Origin of the sequence: Pseudomonas sp. TUM22785 (assembly GCF_028198105.1) — a bacterium.
GTDB classification, from domain to species: Bacteria; Pseudomonadota; Gammaproteobacteria; order Pseudomonadales; family Pseudomonadaceae; genus Metapseudomonas; species Metapseudomonas solani.
The window spans coordinates 3,022,849-3,038,972 of sequence record NZ_CP116239.1; the positions used below are offsets into that span (position 1 = coordinate 3,022,849).

Below are 16,124 nucleotides of genomic sequence, written 5' to 3' on the forward strand. Positions count from 1 at the left end.
ATGCCCGACATTTTCGACGCAACTGATTTCCTTGCCGCCTGCAGCGGGCGCCCGGGTGTTTACCGGATGTTCGAAGAGGGCGGCAAGCTCCTCTATGTGGGCAAGGCCAAGAACCTCAAGAAGCGCCTCGCCAGCTACTTCCGCAAGACCGGGCTGGCACCCAAGACCGCCGCCCTGGTGGCGAAGATCGCGCAGATTGAAACCACCATCACCGCCAACGAGACCGAGGCGCTGCTGCTCGAGCAGACCCTGATCAAGGAGTGGCGCCCGCCGTACAACATCCTGTTGCGCGACGACAAATCCTATCCCTATGTGCACCTGTCCGATGGACCGTATCCGCGCCTGAGCATCCACCGCGGTGCGAAGAAGCGGAAGGGGCGTTATTTCGGGCCCTATCCAAGCGCCGGGGCCATTCGCGAGAGTCTCGCCTTGCTGCAGAAGGCCTTTCTCGTGCGCCAGTGTGAGGACAGCTACTTCCGCAATCGCACCAGACCCTGCCTGCAATACCAGATCAAGCGTTGCAAGGGGCCGTGCGTGGATTTGGTCGAGCCGGCCGAGTACGCCGAGGACGTGCGGCATTCGGTGATGTTCCTCGAGGGGCGTAGCAATGCGCTGGCCGAGGAGCTGTCCAGCAGCATGGAGCAGGCCTCGATGCGGCTGGAGTTCGAGCGAGCCGCCGAGCTGCGCGATCAGGTCGCCATCCTGCGCCGCGTCCAGGATCAGCAGAGCATCGAAGGCGGTACCGGGGATGTGGATGTGGTCGCTGCCATCGTCAACCCGGGCGGTGCCTGTGTGCACATGATCAGCGTGCGTGGCGGGCGAGTGCTTGGCAGCAAGAACTTCTTCCCGCAGGTCGCTATCGAGGAAGAGGTGGGTGATGTACTGGTGGCCTTCATCGCCCAGTACTACCTGAGCAACATGGAGCGCGACCTGCCCCAGGAGCTCATCGTCAATACCGTGCATGAGGACTTCCCCACGCTGATCCAGGCCATCGCCGAACTGCGTGGGCGGGAGCTGAGCATCAGTCATCGGGTGCGGACCAACCGCGCCCGCTGGCAGCAACTGGCCGTCACCAACGCCGAGCAGGCCCTGGCTGCGCGCCTCGCCAATCGTCAGCACATGGCTGACAAGTTCGAAGCACTGGCCGAGGTGCTGGACCTGGACGAACCGCCGCAACGGCTGGAGTGCTATGACATCAGCCACTCCAGTGGTGAGGCGACCGTTGCCTCTTGCGTGGTCTTTGGGCCGGAAGGCGCGCTGAAGTCGGACTACCGCCGTTACAACATCGAAGGCGTCACCGCTGGCGACGACTACGCCGCCATGCACCAGGCGCTGACCCGCCGCTTCAGCAAGCTCAAGGAAGGTGAGGGCAAGCTCCCCGACATCCTGCTGGTCGACGGCGGCAAGGGCCAGATGGCGATGGCGCAGGAAGTGCTCCAGGAGCTGGCTGTGCCCGAGCTCATCCTTTTGGGTGTCGCCAAGGGTGTGACCCGCAAGCCCGGCTTCGAGACCCTTTACCTGAACGATGCGGCCCATGAGTTCACCTTGCCGGCGGACTCGCCCGCGCTGCACCTGATCCAGCAGATCCGCGACGAAGCCCACCGTTTTGCTATCACGGGCCATCGCGCGCGTCGTGGCAAGGCTCGGCGGACTTCCAGCCTGGAAGAGGTGGCGGGCGTGGGGCCAAAGCGTCGGCGCGAGCTGCTAAAGCACTTCGGTGGGCTGCAGGAACTGTCCCGCGCCAGCATCGAGGAAATCGCCAAGGCGCCTGGTATCAGCAAAAAGCTCGCAGAGTCGATTTATGCAGCCCTGCACAGCGAGTAGAATGCCCGCTCATTTCCGGTTCAGCTGTCACGATGAATATTCCTAATCTCCTCACCGTTCTGCGCGTTCTGCTGATTCCCGTCTTCATCCTGCTGTTCTATATGCCGTTTTCCTGGAGCTACCTGGCAGCCAGTGCGGTGTTCGCTGTTGCAGCGGTGACCGACTGGTTCGATGGCTACCTGGCCCGGCGCTGGGAGCAGAGCACCCCCTTCGGCGCCTTCCTCGACCCCGTAGCCGACAAGCTGATGGTCGCCGTGGCGCTGGTGCTGCTGGTGGAGGAGCATCACAACCTGTGGCTGAGCCTGCCGGCCGCCATCATCATCGGCCGCGAGATCGTCGTCTCCGCGCTGCGCGAATGGATGGCCGAGATCGGCGCCCGCGCCCATGTGGCGGTATCCAATCTCGGTAAATGGAAGACTGCCGCGCAGATGCTGGCACTGGTGATCCTGCTGGCCAACCCGCCGCATTTCACCTTCTGGGTGCTGGTGGGCTATGTGCTGCTGATCATCGCTGCCGGCCTGACCTTGTGGTCGATGCTGCACTACCTGCTGGCCGCCTGGCCGCATCTCAGCACCGAGCCGAAAAAGAAATAAACTTTTTTGAATCAAGGGGTTGACGGGCGCTTATGAATCTATAGAATGGCGCCCGTCACCAAGACAAAGCGGGAATAGCTCAGTTGGTAGAGCACGACCTTGCCAAGGTCGGGGTCGCGAGTTCGAGTCTCGTTTCCCGCTCCAGATTGTCACGATAGACGCCGCCCCAAGCGGCGTCTTCGTTTGAGGCCGGATGGCAGAGTGGTCATGCAGCGGATTGCAAATCCGTGTACGCCGGTTCGATTCCGACTCTGGCCTCCAATACAAAGCCCCGCAGGCTCACGCCTGTGGGGCTTTTTCTTTTATGCGTTGTTCTTTGTTTGAGCGCGCAGGGTGGGGGATTTCGGGTGAGCCCGAGATTGCCGATCTGCATGCTTTAGGGTTTCCGGCGGGGTATTTTCGTCGGCTTGCGTGGGGAGGAGTGGCTGTATATAGTCCTGCCCTCGCGAAAGGGAGGGCACTCTTCCCATCGCTCAGCGCTACCGCCCGAATGGCGAAATCGGTAGACGCAAGGGACTTAAAATCCCTCGCTGGTAACAGCGTGCCGGTTCGACCCCGGCTTCGGGCACCATACGAATCAAGGGCTTGCGTGCATCATGTGCGCAGGCCCTTGTTGTTTTTATTGCCGCAATTCCCACAAATTGCCGCAATTCAGCGCGTTGGGGTGACGACGCGGTAGCCGAGCGCTCAGCCCTATCTGGGTATTCCGCAAGTGAAAGGCCCTGCGCCTGGATGAGGCAGCAGGGCATTCAATGCTAAGCGGCGCCGCGTGCTGCCTTGGCCGGCCTGTAGAGGTCTTCGAAGACGTGGCCGGGCATCCAGGTTTCGTATTGTGCGGGGGTGTCGATGTTCCGCACCACGAGGTAGCCGGCGAAGATGCGGTCAGCGCTGGGCGGATGCTTCATGTTGTAGGATTTTGCGAGTTTCTGGTGACGGTGGCCGTATTCGCGATTCGACAGCTCGCAGGCCCGGACTATCAAGTGGCCAGCCACTGGTGCGCCCTTGAACGCTTCGAAAATCGGCATATCACTAACCTGGATGTACGCCCGATTGAGGTCGTATGACATGGCGATGCCCTCCATGGAGTAAATGTTCAGGGAGCGTAGAAGTGACCTGGCCTCAACGCAAAGAACCTTCGATCGGTGCGACGAGATGCCCCTTGGCTGCGTGCAGGGGCTGGCTTGGCCGAATTACTGCAGCCGGAAAAGGGCGCACGCGCCCCTCGTTCTACGGGTAAAAGGACCGGTTCAAGCCGTCAGCTTGGGGTGCGGTACGCCAGCCTGGATGCGTTCGTAGACTTCCTTGCGATGCACGGCAACGTTCTTCGGCGCGACGATGCCGAACTTCACCTGATGCCCGTGGATGCTGATCACTTCCACCGTGATGCCGCCTTCTATGACGAAGCGTTCGCCGACCGAATTGATGAACAGCTGCATGACGGATCTCCCATAGGGTTGTCGTGGGGCACTCCGGCAGCGCTTCCGGAAATCGGCATGACGTCCCGACTGACATGGATTGCAGCTACCTGATCTCCTGACCTATCGCCATGTTTCGAAGTTCCATCCTTCTGGATGCGTGGTTGTGCGCTTGCCTTTTCCGTACGAAGGATAGGGGCGGCTCCGCTTGTCCGATTTCCCCGCCGGGTTTGAACCCCTGCGCGGGCGGGCTGCTCAAATTTGAAATTTTTCTTGCAGTACTGGGCTCCGCGCATGTGTTGCCATGCTTTTCAGCTAGCCTGAGTGCTGCCTGAAGGAGTCAGGTTCAAGAGGTGCATGAATGGAATCCAAGGAACAGCAGTTGGTTCGCCTGCTCAGTCTCACAACCCGCAGTCTCACCCACCTCACCGCCGCGATGACCGAAATGTCGTTCGAGATGATGCGCAGCGACGACCAGGCCATCAAACAGGCCGGGCAGCGCATGATCGATCACCTCGCGGCCATCGGCGCCGGCCTCGATCAGCACTGGGAAACCCTCGGCACCTACGCCGGCGAGCCCGTGGTCCATGAGTCCACCGAAACCCTGGTCGAGGTCGAGCTCAACCTTCCCGCCGACGGGCGCTGAGCGCCATCACGGCGCGGTCATCCCGCTGTCACCGTTCTGCCACCGGAGTCCGCTGCAATCCCTGTATTCATACAGGGAGGATGAGCCATGCAGCTTTGCGTCGTCGGTGCGGGTTACGTGGGGCTGGTGGCGGCGGCCTGTTTCGCCGAGATGGGCAATCGGGTCGTATGTGTCGAGCGCGATCCTTGGCGTCTCGCACGCCTGCAGCGCGGCGAGCCGACGATCTACGAGCCCGGCCTGGAAGCCATGTTGAAGATGCACCTCGCCAGTGGCCAGCTGAGCTTCAGTGCGCAGCTGGAGGAGGGCATCGACCGGGCGGAGATCATCTTCATCGCCGTCGGCACCCCCAGCGGCGAGGACGGCTCTGCCGACCTTTCCCACGTGCTGGCGGTGGCCGATCAGCTGGGCGCCAGGCTGCGGCGGCCCTGCCTGGTGGTGAACAAGTCCACGGTGCCGGTGGGCACGGCGGAGCGGGTGGCCGATCGCATCCACATGGCGCTCGCCAGGCGTGACCTGGCATTCACCGTGCCGGTGGCGAGCAACCCCGAATTCCTCAAGGAGGGTTCGGCGATCGACGATTTCATGCGGCCGGACCGCATCATCATCGGCTGTGACGACCCGGCCTCCGGCGAGTTGCTGCGCCGCCTCTACGCGCCGTTCTCGCGCAACCACGACCGGGTGCTGCTGATGGCCACCCGTGCCGCCGAATTCAGCAAGTACGCCGCCAACGCCTTCCTCGCCACACGCATCTCATTCATGAACGAAATGGCCGGCCTCTGTGCGCGCCTGGGTGTCGATGTGGAGGAGGTGCGCCGCGGCATCGGCAGCGACCGGCGCATCGGCACCCACTTCATCTATGCCGGCTGCGGCTACGGCGGCTCGTGCTTCCCCAAGGATGTGCGCGCGCTGATCCGCTGCGCCGAGCAGGAAGGCATCGAGCCCGGCATCCTGCGGGCGGTCGAGGCGCGTAACGCGCTGCAGAAGACCCTGCTGTTCCAGTCCGTGCGCGAGCACTTCAATGGTTTCGTGCGGGGGCGCACCGTTGCGGTATGGGGCCTTGCCTTCAAACCCGGTACCGATGACCTGCGCGAGGCGCCGAGCCTGGTGCTGCTGGATGCGCTGCTCGCCGCAGGCGCGCGCGTTCGCGCCTGTGACCCCGTGGCGGTATCGGCGGTGGCGGCGCGCTACCCGGAGCAGCTCGCCAGCGGGCAGCTACACTTGGGCGACTCGCCGTACCAGGCGGTGGAAAATGCCGACGCCCTGGTGCTGGTGACCGAATGGAAGCAGTTCCGCCAGCCGAACTTCGAGCGGATTCGCGGTCTGATGAAAATGCCGGTCATCTTCGATGGCAGGAATCTCTATGACCCGGCGCAGCTGGCTGGAATGGGGTTTCTATATCGCGGCATCGGACGCCCAGCAGCTGGGCATTGTAAGGCGACTGCGGCCTGATTAGACTGCGCGGCAGTTTGCCCAACACCCCACCTTTTCAAGGTTAAACATGATCAAGAAATGCCTGTTCCCGGCCGCTGGTTACGGTACCCGTTTTCTGCCAGCCACCAAGGCCATGCCCAAGGAAATGCTGCCGGTGGTGAACAAGCCACTGATCCAGTACGGCGTTGAAGAGGCCCTCGACGCGGGCCTCAGCGAGATCTCCATCGTCACCGGCCGCGGCAAGCGCGCCCTGGAAGACCACTTCGACATCAGCTATGAGCTGGAGCACCAGATCAAGGGCACCGACAAGGAGAAATACCTGGTCGGCATCCGCCGCCTGATCGACCAGTGCAGCTTCTCCTACACCCGCCAGGTGGAAATGAAAGGCCTCGGCCACGCCATCCTCAGCGGCCGCCCGCTGATCGGCGACGAGCCCTTCGCCGTGGTCCTGGCGGACGACCTCTGCCTGAACCTCGAAGGCGACGGCGTGCTGACCCAGATGGTCAAGCTGTACAACCAGTTCCGCTGCTCCATCGTCGCCATCCAGGAAGTACCGCCGGAAGAGACCTCCAAGTACGGCGTGATCGCGGGCGAGATGATCCGTGATGACATCTACCGCGTGAACAGCATGGTCGAGAAGCCCAAGCCGGAAGACGCCCCGTCCAACCTGGCGATCATCGGCCGCTACATCCTCACCCCGGACATCTTCAAGCTGATCGAAGAAACCGAGCCGGGCAAGGGTGGCGAGATCCAGATCACCGACGCCCTGATGAAGCAGGCCCAGGACGGTTGCGTGCTGGCGTACAAGTTCAAGGGCAAGCGTTTCGACTGCGGTGGCGCCGAAGGCTACATCGACGCGACCAACTACTGCTTCGAAAACCTCTACAAGACCGGCAAGGCCTACTGATCAGGCCCTGCCAGTCGCATCCACAAGGCCGCCTCTGGGCGGCCTTGTCGTTTCCGGCATTCACGCAGCCCGGGCTTCAGCCCGGGAGGTCGTGCTCAGGGAATCACCATCCCCTCCGAGCCCGGCCCCAATGGCTGCCCGTAGCTGAACTCCACGTAGTTTCCCGCCGGGTCCCGCAGCCCGCAGTAGTAGCCCACCGGGTAGGGCTCGTCCCGTGGCGCCCACACCAGGCAGCCCTCGGCCCGGGCGCGGGCGGCTATCGTGTCCACCGCCTCGCGGCTTTCCAGGGCGAAGCCGAAGTGGCTGTAGTCGTCCGGCGCCAGGTCGCGCGGGCGGCCGCCGGGCATGATGACGAAGATGAAGCGGTGCTCCTGCCCCGGCTCGGCCATCCAGACGATCTTCGAGCCCTTGCCGGCGCGCTCGTGAATCACACGCATGCCGCAGAACGCTTCGTAGAAGCGGATGCAGGGTTCGAGGTCCGGCACGTGCAGGGCGAGGTGGGTGAGGGTAGGGCGCATGGGGTTCCTCCTTCGCTGGCTCAAGCATAGGCCCGGCAACTGGTCAGCGGCGCCCGTTCAGGTATGCTGGCCGCCTGTTTCTGGAGACCCTGCCATGGCCTACGATTTCGACCTCTTCGTCATAGGAGCCGGTTCCGCCGGTGTACGTGCCTCGCGCTTCGCCGCCGGTTTCGGTGCCCGCGTCGCGGTAGCGGAAAGCCGCTATCTGGGCGGCACCTGCGTCAACGTCGGTTGCGTGCCGAAAAAGATGCTGGTGTACGGCGCCCACTTCTCCGAAGACTTCGAGCAGGCCCAGGGTTACGGCTGGAACCTGGGCGAGGCGGGCTTCGACTGGCCCACCCTGATCGCCAACAAGAACCGCGAAATCCAGCGCCTCAACGGCATCTACCGCAACCTGCTGGTCAACAGTGGCGTCACCCTGCTGGAGGGCCATGCGCGCCTGGTGGATGCCCACACCGTGCAGGTCGGCGAGCAGCGCTTCAGCGCCGAGCACATCCTCGTCGCCACCGGTGGCTGGCCGCAGATTCCTGATCTGCCGGGCCGCGAGCACGCCATCAGCTCCAACGAAGCCTTCTTCCTCGAAAAACTGCCCCAGCGCGTGCTGGTGGTGGGCGGCGGCTACATCGCCGTCGAGTTCGCCTCGATCTTCCACGGCCTGGGCGCCAAGACCACGCTGCTATACCGCAAGGACCTGTTCCTGCGCGGTTTCGACGGCGCCGTGCGCACCCACCTGCGTGACGAGCTGAGCCGCAAGGGGCTCGACCTGCAGTTCAATGCCGACATCGCCCGCATCGACAAGCAAGCCGACGGCAGTCTGCTCGCCACCCTCAAGGATGGCCGCACCCTCGAGGCCGATTGCGTGTTCTACGCCACCGGCCGCCGCCCGATGCTGGACGACCTGGGCCTGGAGAACACCGGCGTCGAGCTGGACGACCGCGGCTTCATCAAGGTGGACGACGAATACCGCACCACCGAACCCTCCATCCTCGCCCTGGGCGATGTCATCGGTCGCGTGCAACTGACCCCGGTCGCACTCGCCGAAGGCATGGCCGTCGCCCGCCGCCTGTTCAAGCCCGCTGAATACCGCCCGGTGGATTACGACCACATCCCCACCGCCGTCTTCAGCCTGCCCAATATCGGCACCGTCGGCCTCAGTGAGGAAGACGCCCGCGCGCGCGGCCACAAGGTCAAGGTCTTCGAGAGCCGCTTCCGCCCCATGAAGCTGACCCTCACCGAGAGCCAGGAACGCACCCTGATGAAGCTGGTGGTCGACGCCGAAAGCGACCGCGTGCTCGGCTGCCACATGGTCGGCCCGGAGGCGGGCGAGATCGTCCAGGGCCTGGCCGTGGCGCTCAAGGCCGGCGCTACCAAGCGCATCTTCGACGAGACCATCGGCGTGCACCCCACCGCCGCCGAGGAGTTCGTCACCATGCGTACCCCCGTGGGGAACTGACGCGGAAATGGCCCAGCTCTTCTACCTGGCAGACCTGTTCGGCGTCGCTGTCTTCGCCATCACCGGCGCGCTGATGGCCGGGCGCAAGTCCATGGACCTGTTCGGCGTGCTGGTGATCGCCATCATCACCGCGCTGGGCGGCGGCACCTTGCGGGACGTCATCCTCGGCAACCACCCGGTGAGCTGGATACGCGACGACACCTACATCCTCGTCGCCTCCCTGGCCGCCGTGGGCACCGTGCTCTGGGTGCGGCTGACCCGGCCGATCAACGAAACCGGCCTGCTGGTGGCGGACGCCTTCGGCCTGGCGGTGTTCACCGTCTACGGCACCGAGGTGGCCCTGCAGCACCAGGTGCCGTTCAGCACCGCCATCATCATGGGGGTGATCACCGGCGTTGCCGGCGGCGTGATGCGTGATGTCATCTGCAACGAGATCCCGCTGATCTTCCAGAAGGAGATCTACGCCATCGCCTGTGTCGCCGGCTCCCTGGTGTTCATCGCCATGCTCCATCTAGGGCTGCCGCGCTGGCTGGACACCGGTGTCGCCATGCTGGTGGTACTCGGTACGCGCCTGGCGGCGATCCGTTGGGGGCTCTCGCTGCCACGCTTCCACCTGCTGGACCGCGACTGACCTCGCGCCCGGCCGCTACCTGGATTGAGTCGTCGCGGGCTGTTCGGCCCGCACTTCGATCGTCATCTCGCCACCCCGGGCGAAGCGCAGCGTCAGCGGAAAACGCTCGCCATTCTTCAATGCGCCCTTGAGGCCTACCAGGGTCAGGTGGCTGCCCGTCGGCGCCAGCTTCAGTACGCCACCGGGCGGCACGCCGAAGGACACCAGGGTCATCACCCGTCGCGCCTCGCCGATGCGCACCGTCGTCTGCAAATCCACCCGCCAGGCGCGGGGCGTGCTGGCGCCCACCAGCCGATCGCCCTGGGCGCCCGTATCGGTGATAGCCAGGGAAACCACGGCAGCGGTGGCATCCCAGTCGGACGGCTGCGCCCGCGCCTCGCCAAGCGACAGCTCGCCCGCCTGGCTGGTGGTGCAGGCCAGCAGCGTCAGCAGGAGCAGCGCGTGGCGTTTCCAGGGCAGTGAACGAAAGGGAAGAGGGCGCATCGGCAGAGTCCGGCAGGCGGTGGTGGCTGCGCACGATACCACCGCCATGCCCTGGGGCCTCAGGGCGCCGCCGGCAGGGCGACTTCCGAGAACGGTACCGGCATCACCACGGGGGTGCCTTCAGGCAATGCGGCGCGGGTGCGCGCCACCATGCCCTGTTCGTCCAGCAGGCGGATGGTCTGCGGCCGCTGCGGGTCGTTGCCGAAGAAGTCCTCCCAATGGCCAAGCACCACCAGGCGTGGGCGGCTGACCTTGAGCAGGGCGTCGGGGTAATGCTGCACCTGGTTCCAGGAGCCGACGCAAAGAATCTCCACGTCGATGGCCTTGCCGTCTTCGAGTATCGGCGGGAAGCCATAGGGTGGGGTGCTGGCGGAATCCTGGTAGTGGATGCGGTACACGGGCTTCCCGGCTTCATCCAGCAGGTCCACCAGCCAGGCCAGGGTCTGGCCTTCCTTCCAGTTCCACACCGCGGTCGGCAGCTCCTTCAGGTCCTGGTCGTAGCTACCGCGCAGAAAGGTGATCCCGGCGAAATGCGGGGCGTGCATGCTCTGGATAGGCATGGCGCGGAAGCGTCGGTCCCTGGAATAGAGCCAGGTTCCCGGTTGCGCGGCTTTCCCGGGCTCCCCGGCTTCCTTGACGTTGGCCATGGCCGGCTCGGCGTTGACGATGCGTTCCGCCGGCAGCACCGCGCGGAGGATGTGCCCGGCGGTGGCCGAACCGTAGGCGATGGCGTTCGGCGCCTGCTTCTGCATCACCCGGGGCACGTCCAGCAGGTGGTCGTAATGCGCATGGCCGATCAGCAGCATGCTGACGTCATCGGCGGGCGGCATGCGCGCATCGATGGTCGCCTCGTCGGCCTTCACCCGCAGCGGTGGCAGGCCCAGGAATGACGGGTTGCTGAAGGACGGGGCGATCAGCAGCCCCTCGCCGCGCCAGTGCATCAGGTAGCCGCCCACGCCCAGGTACTGCAGCTTCGGTGGCGGGGCGTCGCGCTCGGTGGTCAGCGGCAGGCCGACCGGGGCGCGGGCGCAGCCGGCCAGTGCAAGCAGGAGCAACAGGGCGTATCGGGGCATGCGGATTCCTCCAATGGGCGCGCGAGTATGGAGTCTCGCCGCTGCGCTTTCACCTGTCATAAGGAGGGTGCTACGCGGGTGCGACCCTATCGGCGATTGGCGAATGCCGGGAAAACCGCGACACTGCATGCTTTCCAAGCGCTTCGCTTCACCCAGGGAGAGATAGAAATGCCCAGATTGCCGCTCATTTTCGCCTTGCTGGCCTGCGCGGGTATCGCCCAGGCGGAAATCCGCACTCAGGAGATCCCCTACAAGGCCGCCGACGGCACGGCGCTGGTGGGCTACTACGCCTACGACGACGCCGTCGAGGGCAAGCGCCCCGGTGTGGTGGTGGTGCACGAGTGGTGGGGCCTGAACGACTACGCCAAGCGCCGCGCCCGTGACCTCGCCGAGCTGGGCTACAGCGCCCTGGCCATCGACATGTACGGCGAAGGCAAGAACACAGAGCACCCGGCCGACGCGCTGGCCTTCATGCAGGCCGCCCTGAAGGACGCCCCCGCCGCCAAGGCGCGCTTCCTCGCCGGGCTCGACCTGCTGAAGAAGCAGCCGCAGACCGATGCCACCAAGCTCGCCGCCATCGGCTACTGCTTCGGCGGCAAGGTGGTGCTGGACGCCGCGCGCCAGGGCGTGCCCCTGGCCGGTGTGGTCAGCTTCCACGGCGCCCTGGCCACCGCCACCCCGGCTACCAAGGGCAGCGTCAAGGCCAAGGTGCTGGTGGAGCACGGCGGCCAGGACAGCATGGTCACCAAGGCCGACGTCGCCGCCTTCAAGGAGGAGATGGACAAGGCCGAGGCCGACTACCGCTTCGTCCTCCAGGCCAAGGCCAAGCACGGCTTCACCAACCCCGATGCGGATCGCCTCAGCCACGCCGGCCACGGCAGCGAGAAGGGCCCGGATATCGGCTACAGCAAGGTCGCCGATGAAAACTCCTGGGCCGACATGCAAAGCTTCTTCAAGGACCTCTTCCCCCGCTGATACCGGGTTTGCGCCGCCCTCAGCGTGACGGGCGGCGCAGGCGCGGCGTATGCCCCTGGTTGTCGTTGCGCTGGCCGGTGCGGTCCTGTTCGCGGCGCGCTTCCTCTATCAGCGCCTCGTGATCGGCGACTTCCGTCGGTGTCTGTTGCGGGTCGTTCAGGTTGTTGCGCTTGCGCTCTGTCATCGAAGCCTCCTCGCCATGCTCTCTGTGCGCCCGTGAGCCCGTCGCGGCTGTGAGGGGCATGGTGGTGGAGTACAAGGGGCTGGGTCGGGTTCAACCTATGCTTTGACAAGGCCCCGGTTGGGCGCACCTTCGCCCCGAGCACCGGTCCAAAGCAGGACCTGCACGCCGAATCTGCTTAATGTTGTTCTAATAACAAAATAGCGCTTATGAAATGGCGTGATTCCGTGATTTTGAGTTATCTTGATGCGATTAAAACAAGATATCGCCTGGAGCCGCTGATATGCATCCCCGCATTATCGAAGTAACCGAACGCCTTATCGCCCGCAGCCGCCCCACCCGCGAGCGCTACCTGGCGATGATCCGCGAGGCCGCCAGCAAGGGCCCGCAGCGCGGCAAGCTGCAGTGCGCCAACTTCGCCCACGGCGTGGCCGGCTGCGGTGGCGAGGACAAGCAGCGCCTGCGCCTGATGGACGCCGCCAACGTCGCCATCGTGACCGCCTACAACGACATGCTCTCCGCCCACCAGCCCTACGAGCACTACCCCGAGCGCATCAAGCAGGCGCTGCGGGAGATCGGCTCCGTGGGCCAGGTCGCCGGCGGGGTGCCGGCCATGTGCGACGGCGTCACCCAGGGTGAGCCGGGCATGGAGCTGGGCATCGCCAGCCGCGAAGTCATCGCCATGTCCACCGCAGTGGCGCTGTCGCACAACATGTTCGATGCGGCGGTGTTCCTCGGCATCTGCGACAAGATCGTCCCCGGCCTGATGATGGGCGCGCTGCGCTTCGGCCACCTGCCCACGCTGTTCATCCCCGCCGGGCCCATGCCCTCGGGGCTGTCGAACAAGGAAAAGGCCGACGTCCGCCAGCGCTATGCCGAAGGCAAGGCCACCCGCGACGAGCTGCTGGAGTCGGAGATGGCGGCCTACCACGCCCCCGGCACCTGCACCTTTTATGGCACCGCCAACACCAACCAGATGCTGATGGAGATGATGGGCCTGCACCTGCCCGGTGCCTCCTTCGTCAACCCCGGCACGCCGCTGCGCGACGCCCTCACCGAAGAGGCCGCGCGCCAGGTCACCCGGCTGACCCAGCAGGCCGGCGGCTTCATGCCCATCGGCGAGCTGATGGACGAACGCGTGCTGGTCAACTCCATCGTCGCCCTGCACGCCACCGGCGGCTCCACCAACCACACCCTGCACATGCCTGCCATCGCCCAGGCCGCTGGCATCCAGCTCACCTGGCAGGACATGGCCGACCTCTCCGAAGTGGTGCCGACCCTGGCCCACGTCTATCCGAACGGCAAGGCCGACATCAACCACTTCCACGCGGCGGGCGGCGTCGCCTTCCTGGTGCGCGAGCTGCTCGATGCCGGGTTGATGCACGAAGACGTCAACACCGTCGCCGGTCCCGGCCTGCGTCGCTACACCCAGGAGCCCTTCCTCGAAGACGGCCGCATCGCCTGGCGCGATGGCCCGGCGGCGAGCCTGGACGAAAACATCCTGCGCCCCGTCTCCAATCCGTTCTCGCCGGAAGGCGGGTTGCGGGTGATGGAGGGCAACCTCGGGCGCGGGGTGATGAAGGTGTCCGCCGTGGCGCCGCAGCACCAGGTGGTGGAGGCGCCGGCGCGGGTCTTCCATGACCAGCAGGCCCTCGCCGATGCCTTCGCCGCGGGTGAGCTGGAGCGCGACATGGTGGCGGTGATGCGCTTCCAGGGCCCGCGCTGCAACGGTATGCCCGAGCTGCACAAGATGACTCCCTTCCTCGGTGTATTGCAGGACCGCGGCTTCAAGGTGGCGCTGGTCACCGACGGGCGTATGTCCGGTGCCTCCGGCAAGATCCCGGCGGCCATTCATGTGTGCCCCGAGGCATACGACGGAGGTCCACTGGCGCGCGTGCGCGACGGTGACATCATCCGTGTCGATGGCCAGGCCGGAACCCTGCGGGTGCTGGTGGATGCCGACGCGTTCGCCGCCCGCGAGCTCGCGCCGATCCAGCACAACGCCGAGATCGGCTGTGGCCGCGAGATGTTCGCCTTCATGCGTGCCGCGTTCAGCACGGCGGAGCAGGGGGCGAGCGCCTTTACATCCAGCCTGGAGAGCCTGAAGTGACCTTGGCGCTGGTCGGCGATATCGGAGGTACCAACGCGCGTTTCGCCCTGTGGCGTGACGAGCGGTTGGAGTCGGTCAAGGTCCTGGCGACGGTGGATTTCGCCACCCCGGAACTGGCCATCGAACACTACCTAGCGGGCCTCGGCCTGGCTCCGGGTGCCATCGCCGCCGTCTGCCTGGCCTGCGCCGGGCCGGTGGGGGGCGAGGATTTCCGCTTCACCAACAACCACTGGCGCCTCAATCGCCGCAGCTTCTGCGCAACGCTGAAAGTCGAGCGGCTGCTGCTAATCAATGACTTCTCCGCCATGGCCCTGGGCATGACCCGCCTGCAGCCCGGCGAGCGCATGACCATCTGCGCGGGCGAGGCCGATGCCGAGCGCCCGGCCGTGGTCATCGGTGCCGGCACCGGCCTCGGCGTCGGCACCCTGTTGCCCCTGGGCGAAGGGCGCTGGGCGGCGTTGCCGGGGGAGGGCGGCCATGTCGACCTGCCCATCGGCAGTGCCCGCGAAGCCGAATTGTGGCGCCACCTGCACGAGCGCCATGGCCATGTCAGCGCCGAGAACATCCTCAGCGGCGGCGGCCTGTTGCAGCTCTACCGCGCCAGCTGCGCCCTCGATGGCGTCGAGCCGCACCTGGACAGCCCGGCCGCCATTACGTCGGCGGCCCTGGCCGGGGACAGCGAGGCGAGGGCGGTGCTGGAGCAGTTCTGCGTCTGGCTCGGCCGTGTCGCCGGCAACAACGTGCTGACCCTCGGCGCCCGGGGCGGCGTCTACGTGGTCGGTGGCGTGGTGCCGCGTTTCGCCGAGTTCTTCAAGGCCAGTGGCTTCGCCGCTGCCTTCGCCAGCAAGGGCTGCATGAGCGACTACTTCAGCGGTGTGCCGGTGTGGCTGGTCACCGCCGAATACCCGGGCCTGGAAGGCGCGGGCGTGGCCTTGCAGCAAGCGTTGCAGCCCTGAGGCGCAAACACGGGAAGCAGACGCGTTGCACGTTCCTGCCACGGCGCCTGATGTAGGGTGGACCACGCTTCACCGGTCCACCGATGGTTATGCACCGACGCCGACAGGTGGATGAAAAGAGCATCATCCACCCTACGCCAACGCCCTGCATCCAAATGGACATGACCCATAACAACAAAGGAAGGCCCACGTGAGCCAAGCCGGTAAAACCATCCTCCTGGTCGATGACGACGAGGAAATCCGCGACCTGCTGCACACCTACCTGAGCCGCGCCGGCTTCCAGGTGCGCACCGTGGGCGACGGCGCCGCCTTCCGCCAGGCCATGGGCGAGGTGGCCGCCGACCTGGTCATCCTCGACGTGATGCTGCCCGACGAAGACGGCTTCAGCCTGTGCCGCTGGGTGCGCCAGCACCAGCGCCTGGCCCAGGTGCCGATCATCATGCTCACCGCCAGCTCAGACGAGGCCGACCGGGTGATCGGCCTCGAACTGGGCGCCGACGACTACATCGGCAAACCCTTCAGCCCCCGCGAGCTGCAGGCGCGCATCAAGGCGCTGCTGCGTCGCGTCGGCTTCGCCCAGGAGCGCGGTGCCGGCGAGGCCCAGGTGCTGGCCTTCGACGAGTGGCGGCTGGACATGGTCAGCCATCGCCTGTTCCACATCGACGGCGAGGAGGTGATCCTCTCCGGCGCCGACTTCGCCTTGCTCAAGCTGTTCCTCGACCGCCCGCAGCAGATCCTCGACCGCGACACCATCGCCAACGCCACCCGGGGCCGCGAGGTGATGCCCCTGGAACGCATCGTCGACATGGCCGTGAGCCGCCTGCGCCAGCGCCTGCGGGACACCGGCAAGGCGCCACGGCTGATCCGCACCGTGCGCGGCTCGGGCTACCTGCTGGCGGCCCAGGTCTCGCCCCATGCCTAAACGCCG

General features: G+C 65.5%; 17 protein-coding genes and 3 tRNA genes. 14 read left to right on the forward strand and 6 right to left on the reverse strand.

Features of this window, described 5'->3' with window-relative positions; translation table 11 throughout:
- The 5 genes from uvrC to PI990_RS14080 all read left to right on the forward strand — a co-directional run bounded on the left by uvrC (nucleotide 1) and on the right by PI990_RS14080 (nucleotide 2,988).
- On the forward strand, nucleotides 1-1,824 hold the full coding sequence (gene uvrC / locus PI990_RS14060; RefSeq protein WP_031287553.1) for an excinuclease ABC subunit UvrC: 1,824 nt from the start codon (nucleotides 1-3) through the stop codon (nucleotides 1,822-1,824).
- A gap of 32 nt (nucleotides 1,825-1,856) precedes the next feature.
- On the forward strand, nucleotides 1,857-2,417 hold the full coding sequence (gene pgsA / locus PI990_RS14065) for a CDP-diacylglycerol--glycerol-3-phosphate 3-phosphatidyltransferase (protein ID WP_021218990.1): 561 nt from the start codon (nucleotides 1,857-1,859) through the stop codon (nucleotides 2,415-2,417).
- Between the two features lie 68 nt (nucleotides 2,418-2,485).
- Nucleotides 2,486-2,561, forward strand: a tRNA-Gly gene (locus PI990_RS14070).
- Between the two features lie 43 nt (nucleotides 2,562-2,604).
- A tRNA-Cys gene (locus PI990_RS14075) sits at nucleotides 2,605-2,678 on the forward strand.
- A gap of 223 nt (nucleotides 2,679-2,901) precedes the next feature.
- Nucleotides 2,902-2,988, forward strand: a tRNA-Leu gene (locus PI990_RS14080).
- Nucleotides 2,989-3,172: 184 nt separating this feature from the next.
- Here PI990_RS14080 and PI990_RS14085 read toward each other — a convergent pair.
- Together PI990_RS14085 and PI990_RS14090 are read right to left on the reverse strand one after the other, a co-directional pair.
- The gene (locus PI990_RS14085; RefSeq protein WP_271661007.1) at nucleotides 3,173-3,484 is read right to left on the reverse strand and encodes a hypothetical protein; all 312 of its coding nucleotides are present in this window, start codon (nucleotides 3,482-3,484) and stop codon (nucleotides 3,173-3,175) included.
- A 180-nt stretch (nucleotides 3,485-3,664) separates the two neighbouring features.
- Nucleotides 3,665-3,853: a carbon storage regulator gene (locus PI990_RS14090; protein ID WP_021222489.1), complete on the reverse strand. Its 189-nt coding sequence runs from the start codon at nucleotides 3,851-3,853 to the stop codon at nucleotides 3,665-3,667.
- A 340-nt stretch (nucleotides 3,854-4,193) separates the two neighbouring features.
- On the opposite strand from PI990_RS14090, the gene PI990_RS14095 reads away from it, so the two are divergent.
- From PI990_RS14095 to galU, 3 genes are all read left to right on the forward strand, one after another.
- The gene (locus PI990_RS14095) at nucleotides 4,194-4,478 is read left to right on the forward strand and encodes a hypothetical protein (RefSeq protein WP_021222490.1); all 285 of its coding nucleotides are present in this window, start codon (nucleotides 4,194-4,196) and stop codon (nucleotides 4,476-4,478) included.
- 87 nt (nucleotides 4,479-4,565) lie between these two features.
- Nucleotides 4,566-5,927 carry a UDP-glucose dehydrogenase family protein gene (locus PI990_RS14100; RefSeq protein WP_271661008.1) on the forward strand — a complete coding sequence of 454 codons (1,362 nt, stop codon included), beginning with the start codon at nucleotides 4,566-4,568 and terminating at the stop codon, nucleotides 5,925-5,927.
- 49 nt (nucleotides 5,928-5,976) lie between these two features.
- Nucleotides 5,977-6,816 (forward strand): UTP--glucose-1-phosphate uridylyltransferase GalU, encoded by an 840-nt coding sequence (gene galU / locus PI990_RS14105; protein WP_021222492.1) that lies wholly within the window; start codon nucleotides 5,977-5,979, stop codon nucleotides 6,814-6,816.
- A gap of 95 nt (nucleotides 6,817-6,911) precedes the next feature.
- Here the strand turns inward: galU and PI990_RS14110 are convergent, their stop codons facing one another.
- Complete coding sequence (locus PI990_RS14110; RefSeq protein WP_271661009.1) at nucleotides 6,912-7,334, reverse strand: VOC family protein; 423 nt, start codon at nucleotides 7,332-7,334, stop codon at nucleotides 6,912-6,914.
- Nucleotides 7,335-7,428: 94 nt separating this feature from the next.
- On the opposite strand from PI990_RS14110, the gene gorA reads away from it, so the two are divergent.
- Entirely contained in the window at nucleotides 7,429-8,787 is a 1,359-nt protein-coding gene (gene gorA / locus PI990_RS14115) for a glutathione-disulfide reductase (RefSeq protein ID WP_271661010.1), read from the forward strand.
- A 7-nt stretch (nucleotides 8,788-8,794) separates the two neighbouring features.
- Nucleotides 8,795-9,418, forward strand: coding sequence for a trimeric intracellular cation channel family protein (locus PI990_RS14120; protein ID WP_271661011.1), 624 nt, complete (start codon nucleotides 8,795-8,797; stop codon nucleotides 9,416-9,418).
- 15 nt (nucleotides 9,419-9,433) lie between these two features.
- Here the strand turns inward: PI990_RS14120 and PI990_RS14125 are convergent, their stop codons facing one another.
- Together PI990_RS14125 and PI990_RS14130 are read right to left on the reverse strand one after the other, a co-directional pair.
- Nucleotides 9,434-9,901 carry a copper chaperone PCu(A)C gene (locus PI990_RS14125; protein ID WP_271661012.1) on the reverse strand — a complete coding sequence of 156 codons (468 nt, stop codon included), beginning with the start codon at nucleotides 9,899-9,901 and terminating at the stop codon, nucleotides 9,434-9,436.
- Between the two features lie 59 nt (nucleotides 9,902-9,960).
- Nucleotides 9,961-10,974, reverse strand: a complete 1,014-nt coding sequence (locus PI990_RS14130; RefSeq protein ID WP_271661013.1) for a hypothetical protein — start codon at nucleotides 10,972-10,974, stop codon at nucleotides 9,961-9,963.
- Nucleotides 10,975-11,142: 168 nt separating this feature from the next.
- On the opposite strand from PI990_RS14130, the gene PI990_RS14135 reads away from it, so the two are divergent.
- The gene (locus PI990_RS14135) at nucleotides 11,143-11,949 is read left to right on the forward strand and encodes a dienelactone hydrolase family protein (protein ID WP_271661014.1); all 807 of its coding nucleotides are present in this window, start codon (nucleotides 11,143-11,145) and stop codon (nucleotides 11,947-11,949) included.
- 19 nt (nucleotides 11,950-11,968) lie between these two features.
- On the opposite strand, the gene PI990_RS14140 is transcribed toward PI990_RS14135, so the two are convergent.
- Nucleotides 11,969-12,133: a hypothetical protein gene (locus PI990_RS14140; protein WP_271661015.1), complete on the reverse strand. Its 165-nt coding sequence runs from the start codon at nucleotides 12,131-12,133 to the stop codon at nucleotides 11,969-11,971.
- A gap of 280 nt (nucleotides 12,134-12,413) precedes the next feature.
- Here PI990_RS14140 and edd point away from each other — a divergent pair, with 280 nt between their 5' ends.
- The 3 genes from edd to PI990_RS14155 all read left to right on the forward strand — a co-directional run bounded on the left by edd (nucleotide 12,414) and on the right by PI990_RS14155 (nucleotide 16,118).
- Nucleotides 12,414-14,240, forward strand: coding sequence for a phosphogluconate dehydratase (gene edd, locus PI990_RS14145; RefSeq protein ID WP_021222500.1), 1,827 nt, complete (start codon nucleotides 12,414-12,416; stop codon nucleotides 14,238-14,240).
- A complete protein-coding gene (locus PI990_RS14150) occupies nucleotides 14,237-15,196 on the forward strand; it encodes a glucokinase (protein ID WP_271661016.1) in 960 nt (319 codons plus the stop codon). The genes edd and PI990_RS14150 overlap by 4 nt, the downstream gene beginning before the upstream one ends.
- A gap of 190 nt (nucleotides 15,197-15,386) precedes the next feature.
- A complete protein-coding gene (locus PI990_RS14155) occupies nucleotides 15,387-16,118 on the forward strand; it encodes a response regulator (RefSeq protein ID WP_021222502.1) in 732 nt (243 codons plus the stop codon).
- Nucleotides 16,119-16,124 lie beyond the last annotated feature (6 nt).

Coding starts and splice junctions, on each gene's coding strand:
- uvrC (WP_031287553.1), top strand. CDS start 1: ATGCCCGACATTTTCGACGCAACTGATTTCCTTGCCGCCTGCAGCGGG.
- pgsA (WP_021218990.1), top strand. CDS start 1,857: ATGAATATTCCTAATCTCCTCACCGTTCTGCGCGTTCTGCTGATTCCC.
- PI990_RS14085 (WP_271661007.1), bottom strand. CDS start 3,484: ATGTCATACGACCTCAATCGGGCGTACATCCAGGTTAGTGATATGCCG.
- PI990_RS14090 (WP_021222489.1), bottom strand. CDS start 3,853: ATGCAGCTGTTCATCAATTCGGTCGGCGAACGCTTCGTCATAGAAGGC.
- PI990_RS14095 (WP_021222490.1), top strand. CDS start 4,194: ATGGAATCCAAGGAACAGCAGTTGGTTCGCCTGCTCAGTCTCACAACC.
- PI990_RS14100 (WP_271661008.1), top strand. CDS start 4,566: ATGCAGCTTTGCGTCGTCGGTGCGGGTTACGTGGGGCTGGTGGCGGCG.
- galU (WP_021222492.1), top strand. CDS start 5,977: ATGATCAAGAAATGCCTGTTCCCGGCCGCTGGTTACGGTACCCGTTTT.
- PI990_RS14110 (WP_271661009.1), bottom strand. CDS start 7,334: ATGCGCCCTACCCTCACCCACCTCGCCCTGCACGTGCCGGACCTCGAA.
- gorA (WP_271661010.1), top strand. CDS start 7,429: ATGGCCTACGATTTCGACCTCTTCGTCATAGGAGCCGGTTCCGCCGGT.
- PI990_RS14120 (WP_271661011.1), top strand. CDS start 8,795: ATGGCCCAGCTCTTCTACCTGGCAGACCTGTTCGGCGTCGCTGTCTTC.
- PI990_RS14125 (WP_271661012.1), bottom strand. CDS start 9,901: ATGCGCCCTCTTCCCTTTCGTTCACTGCCCTGGAAACGCCACGCGCTG.
- PI990_RS14130 (WP_271661013.1), bottom strand. CDS start 10,974: ATGCCCCGATACGCCCTGTTGCTCCTGCTTGCACTGGCCGGCTGCGCC.
- PI990_RS14135 (WP_271661014.1), top strand. CDS start 11,143: ATGCCCAGATTGCCGCTCATTTTCGCCTTGCTGGCCTGCGCGGGTATC.
- PI990_RS14140 (WP_271661015.1), bottom strand. CDS start 12,133: ATGACAGAGCGCAAGCGCAACAACCTGAACGACCCGCAACAGACACCG.
- edd (WP_021222500.1), top strand. CDS start 12,414: ATGCATCCCCGCATTATCGAAGTAACCGAACGCCTTATCGCCCGCAGC.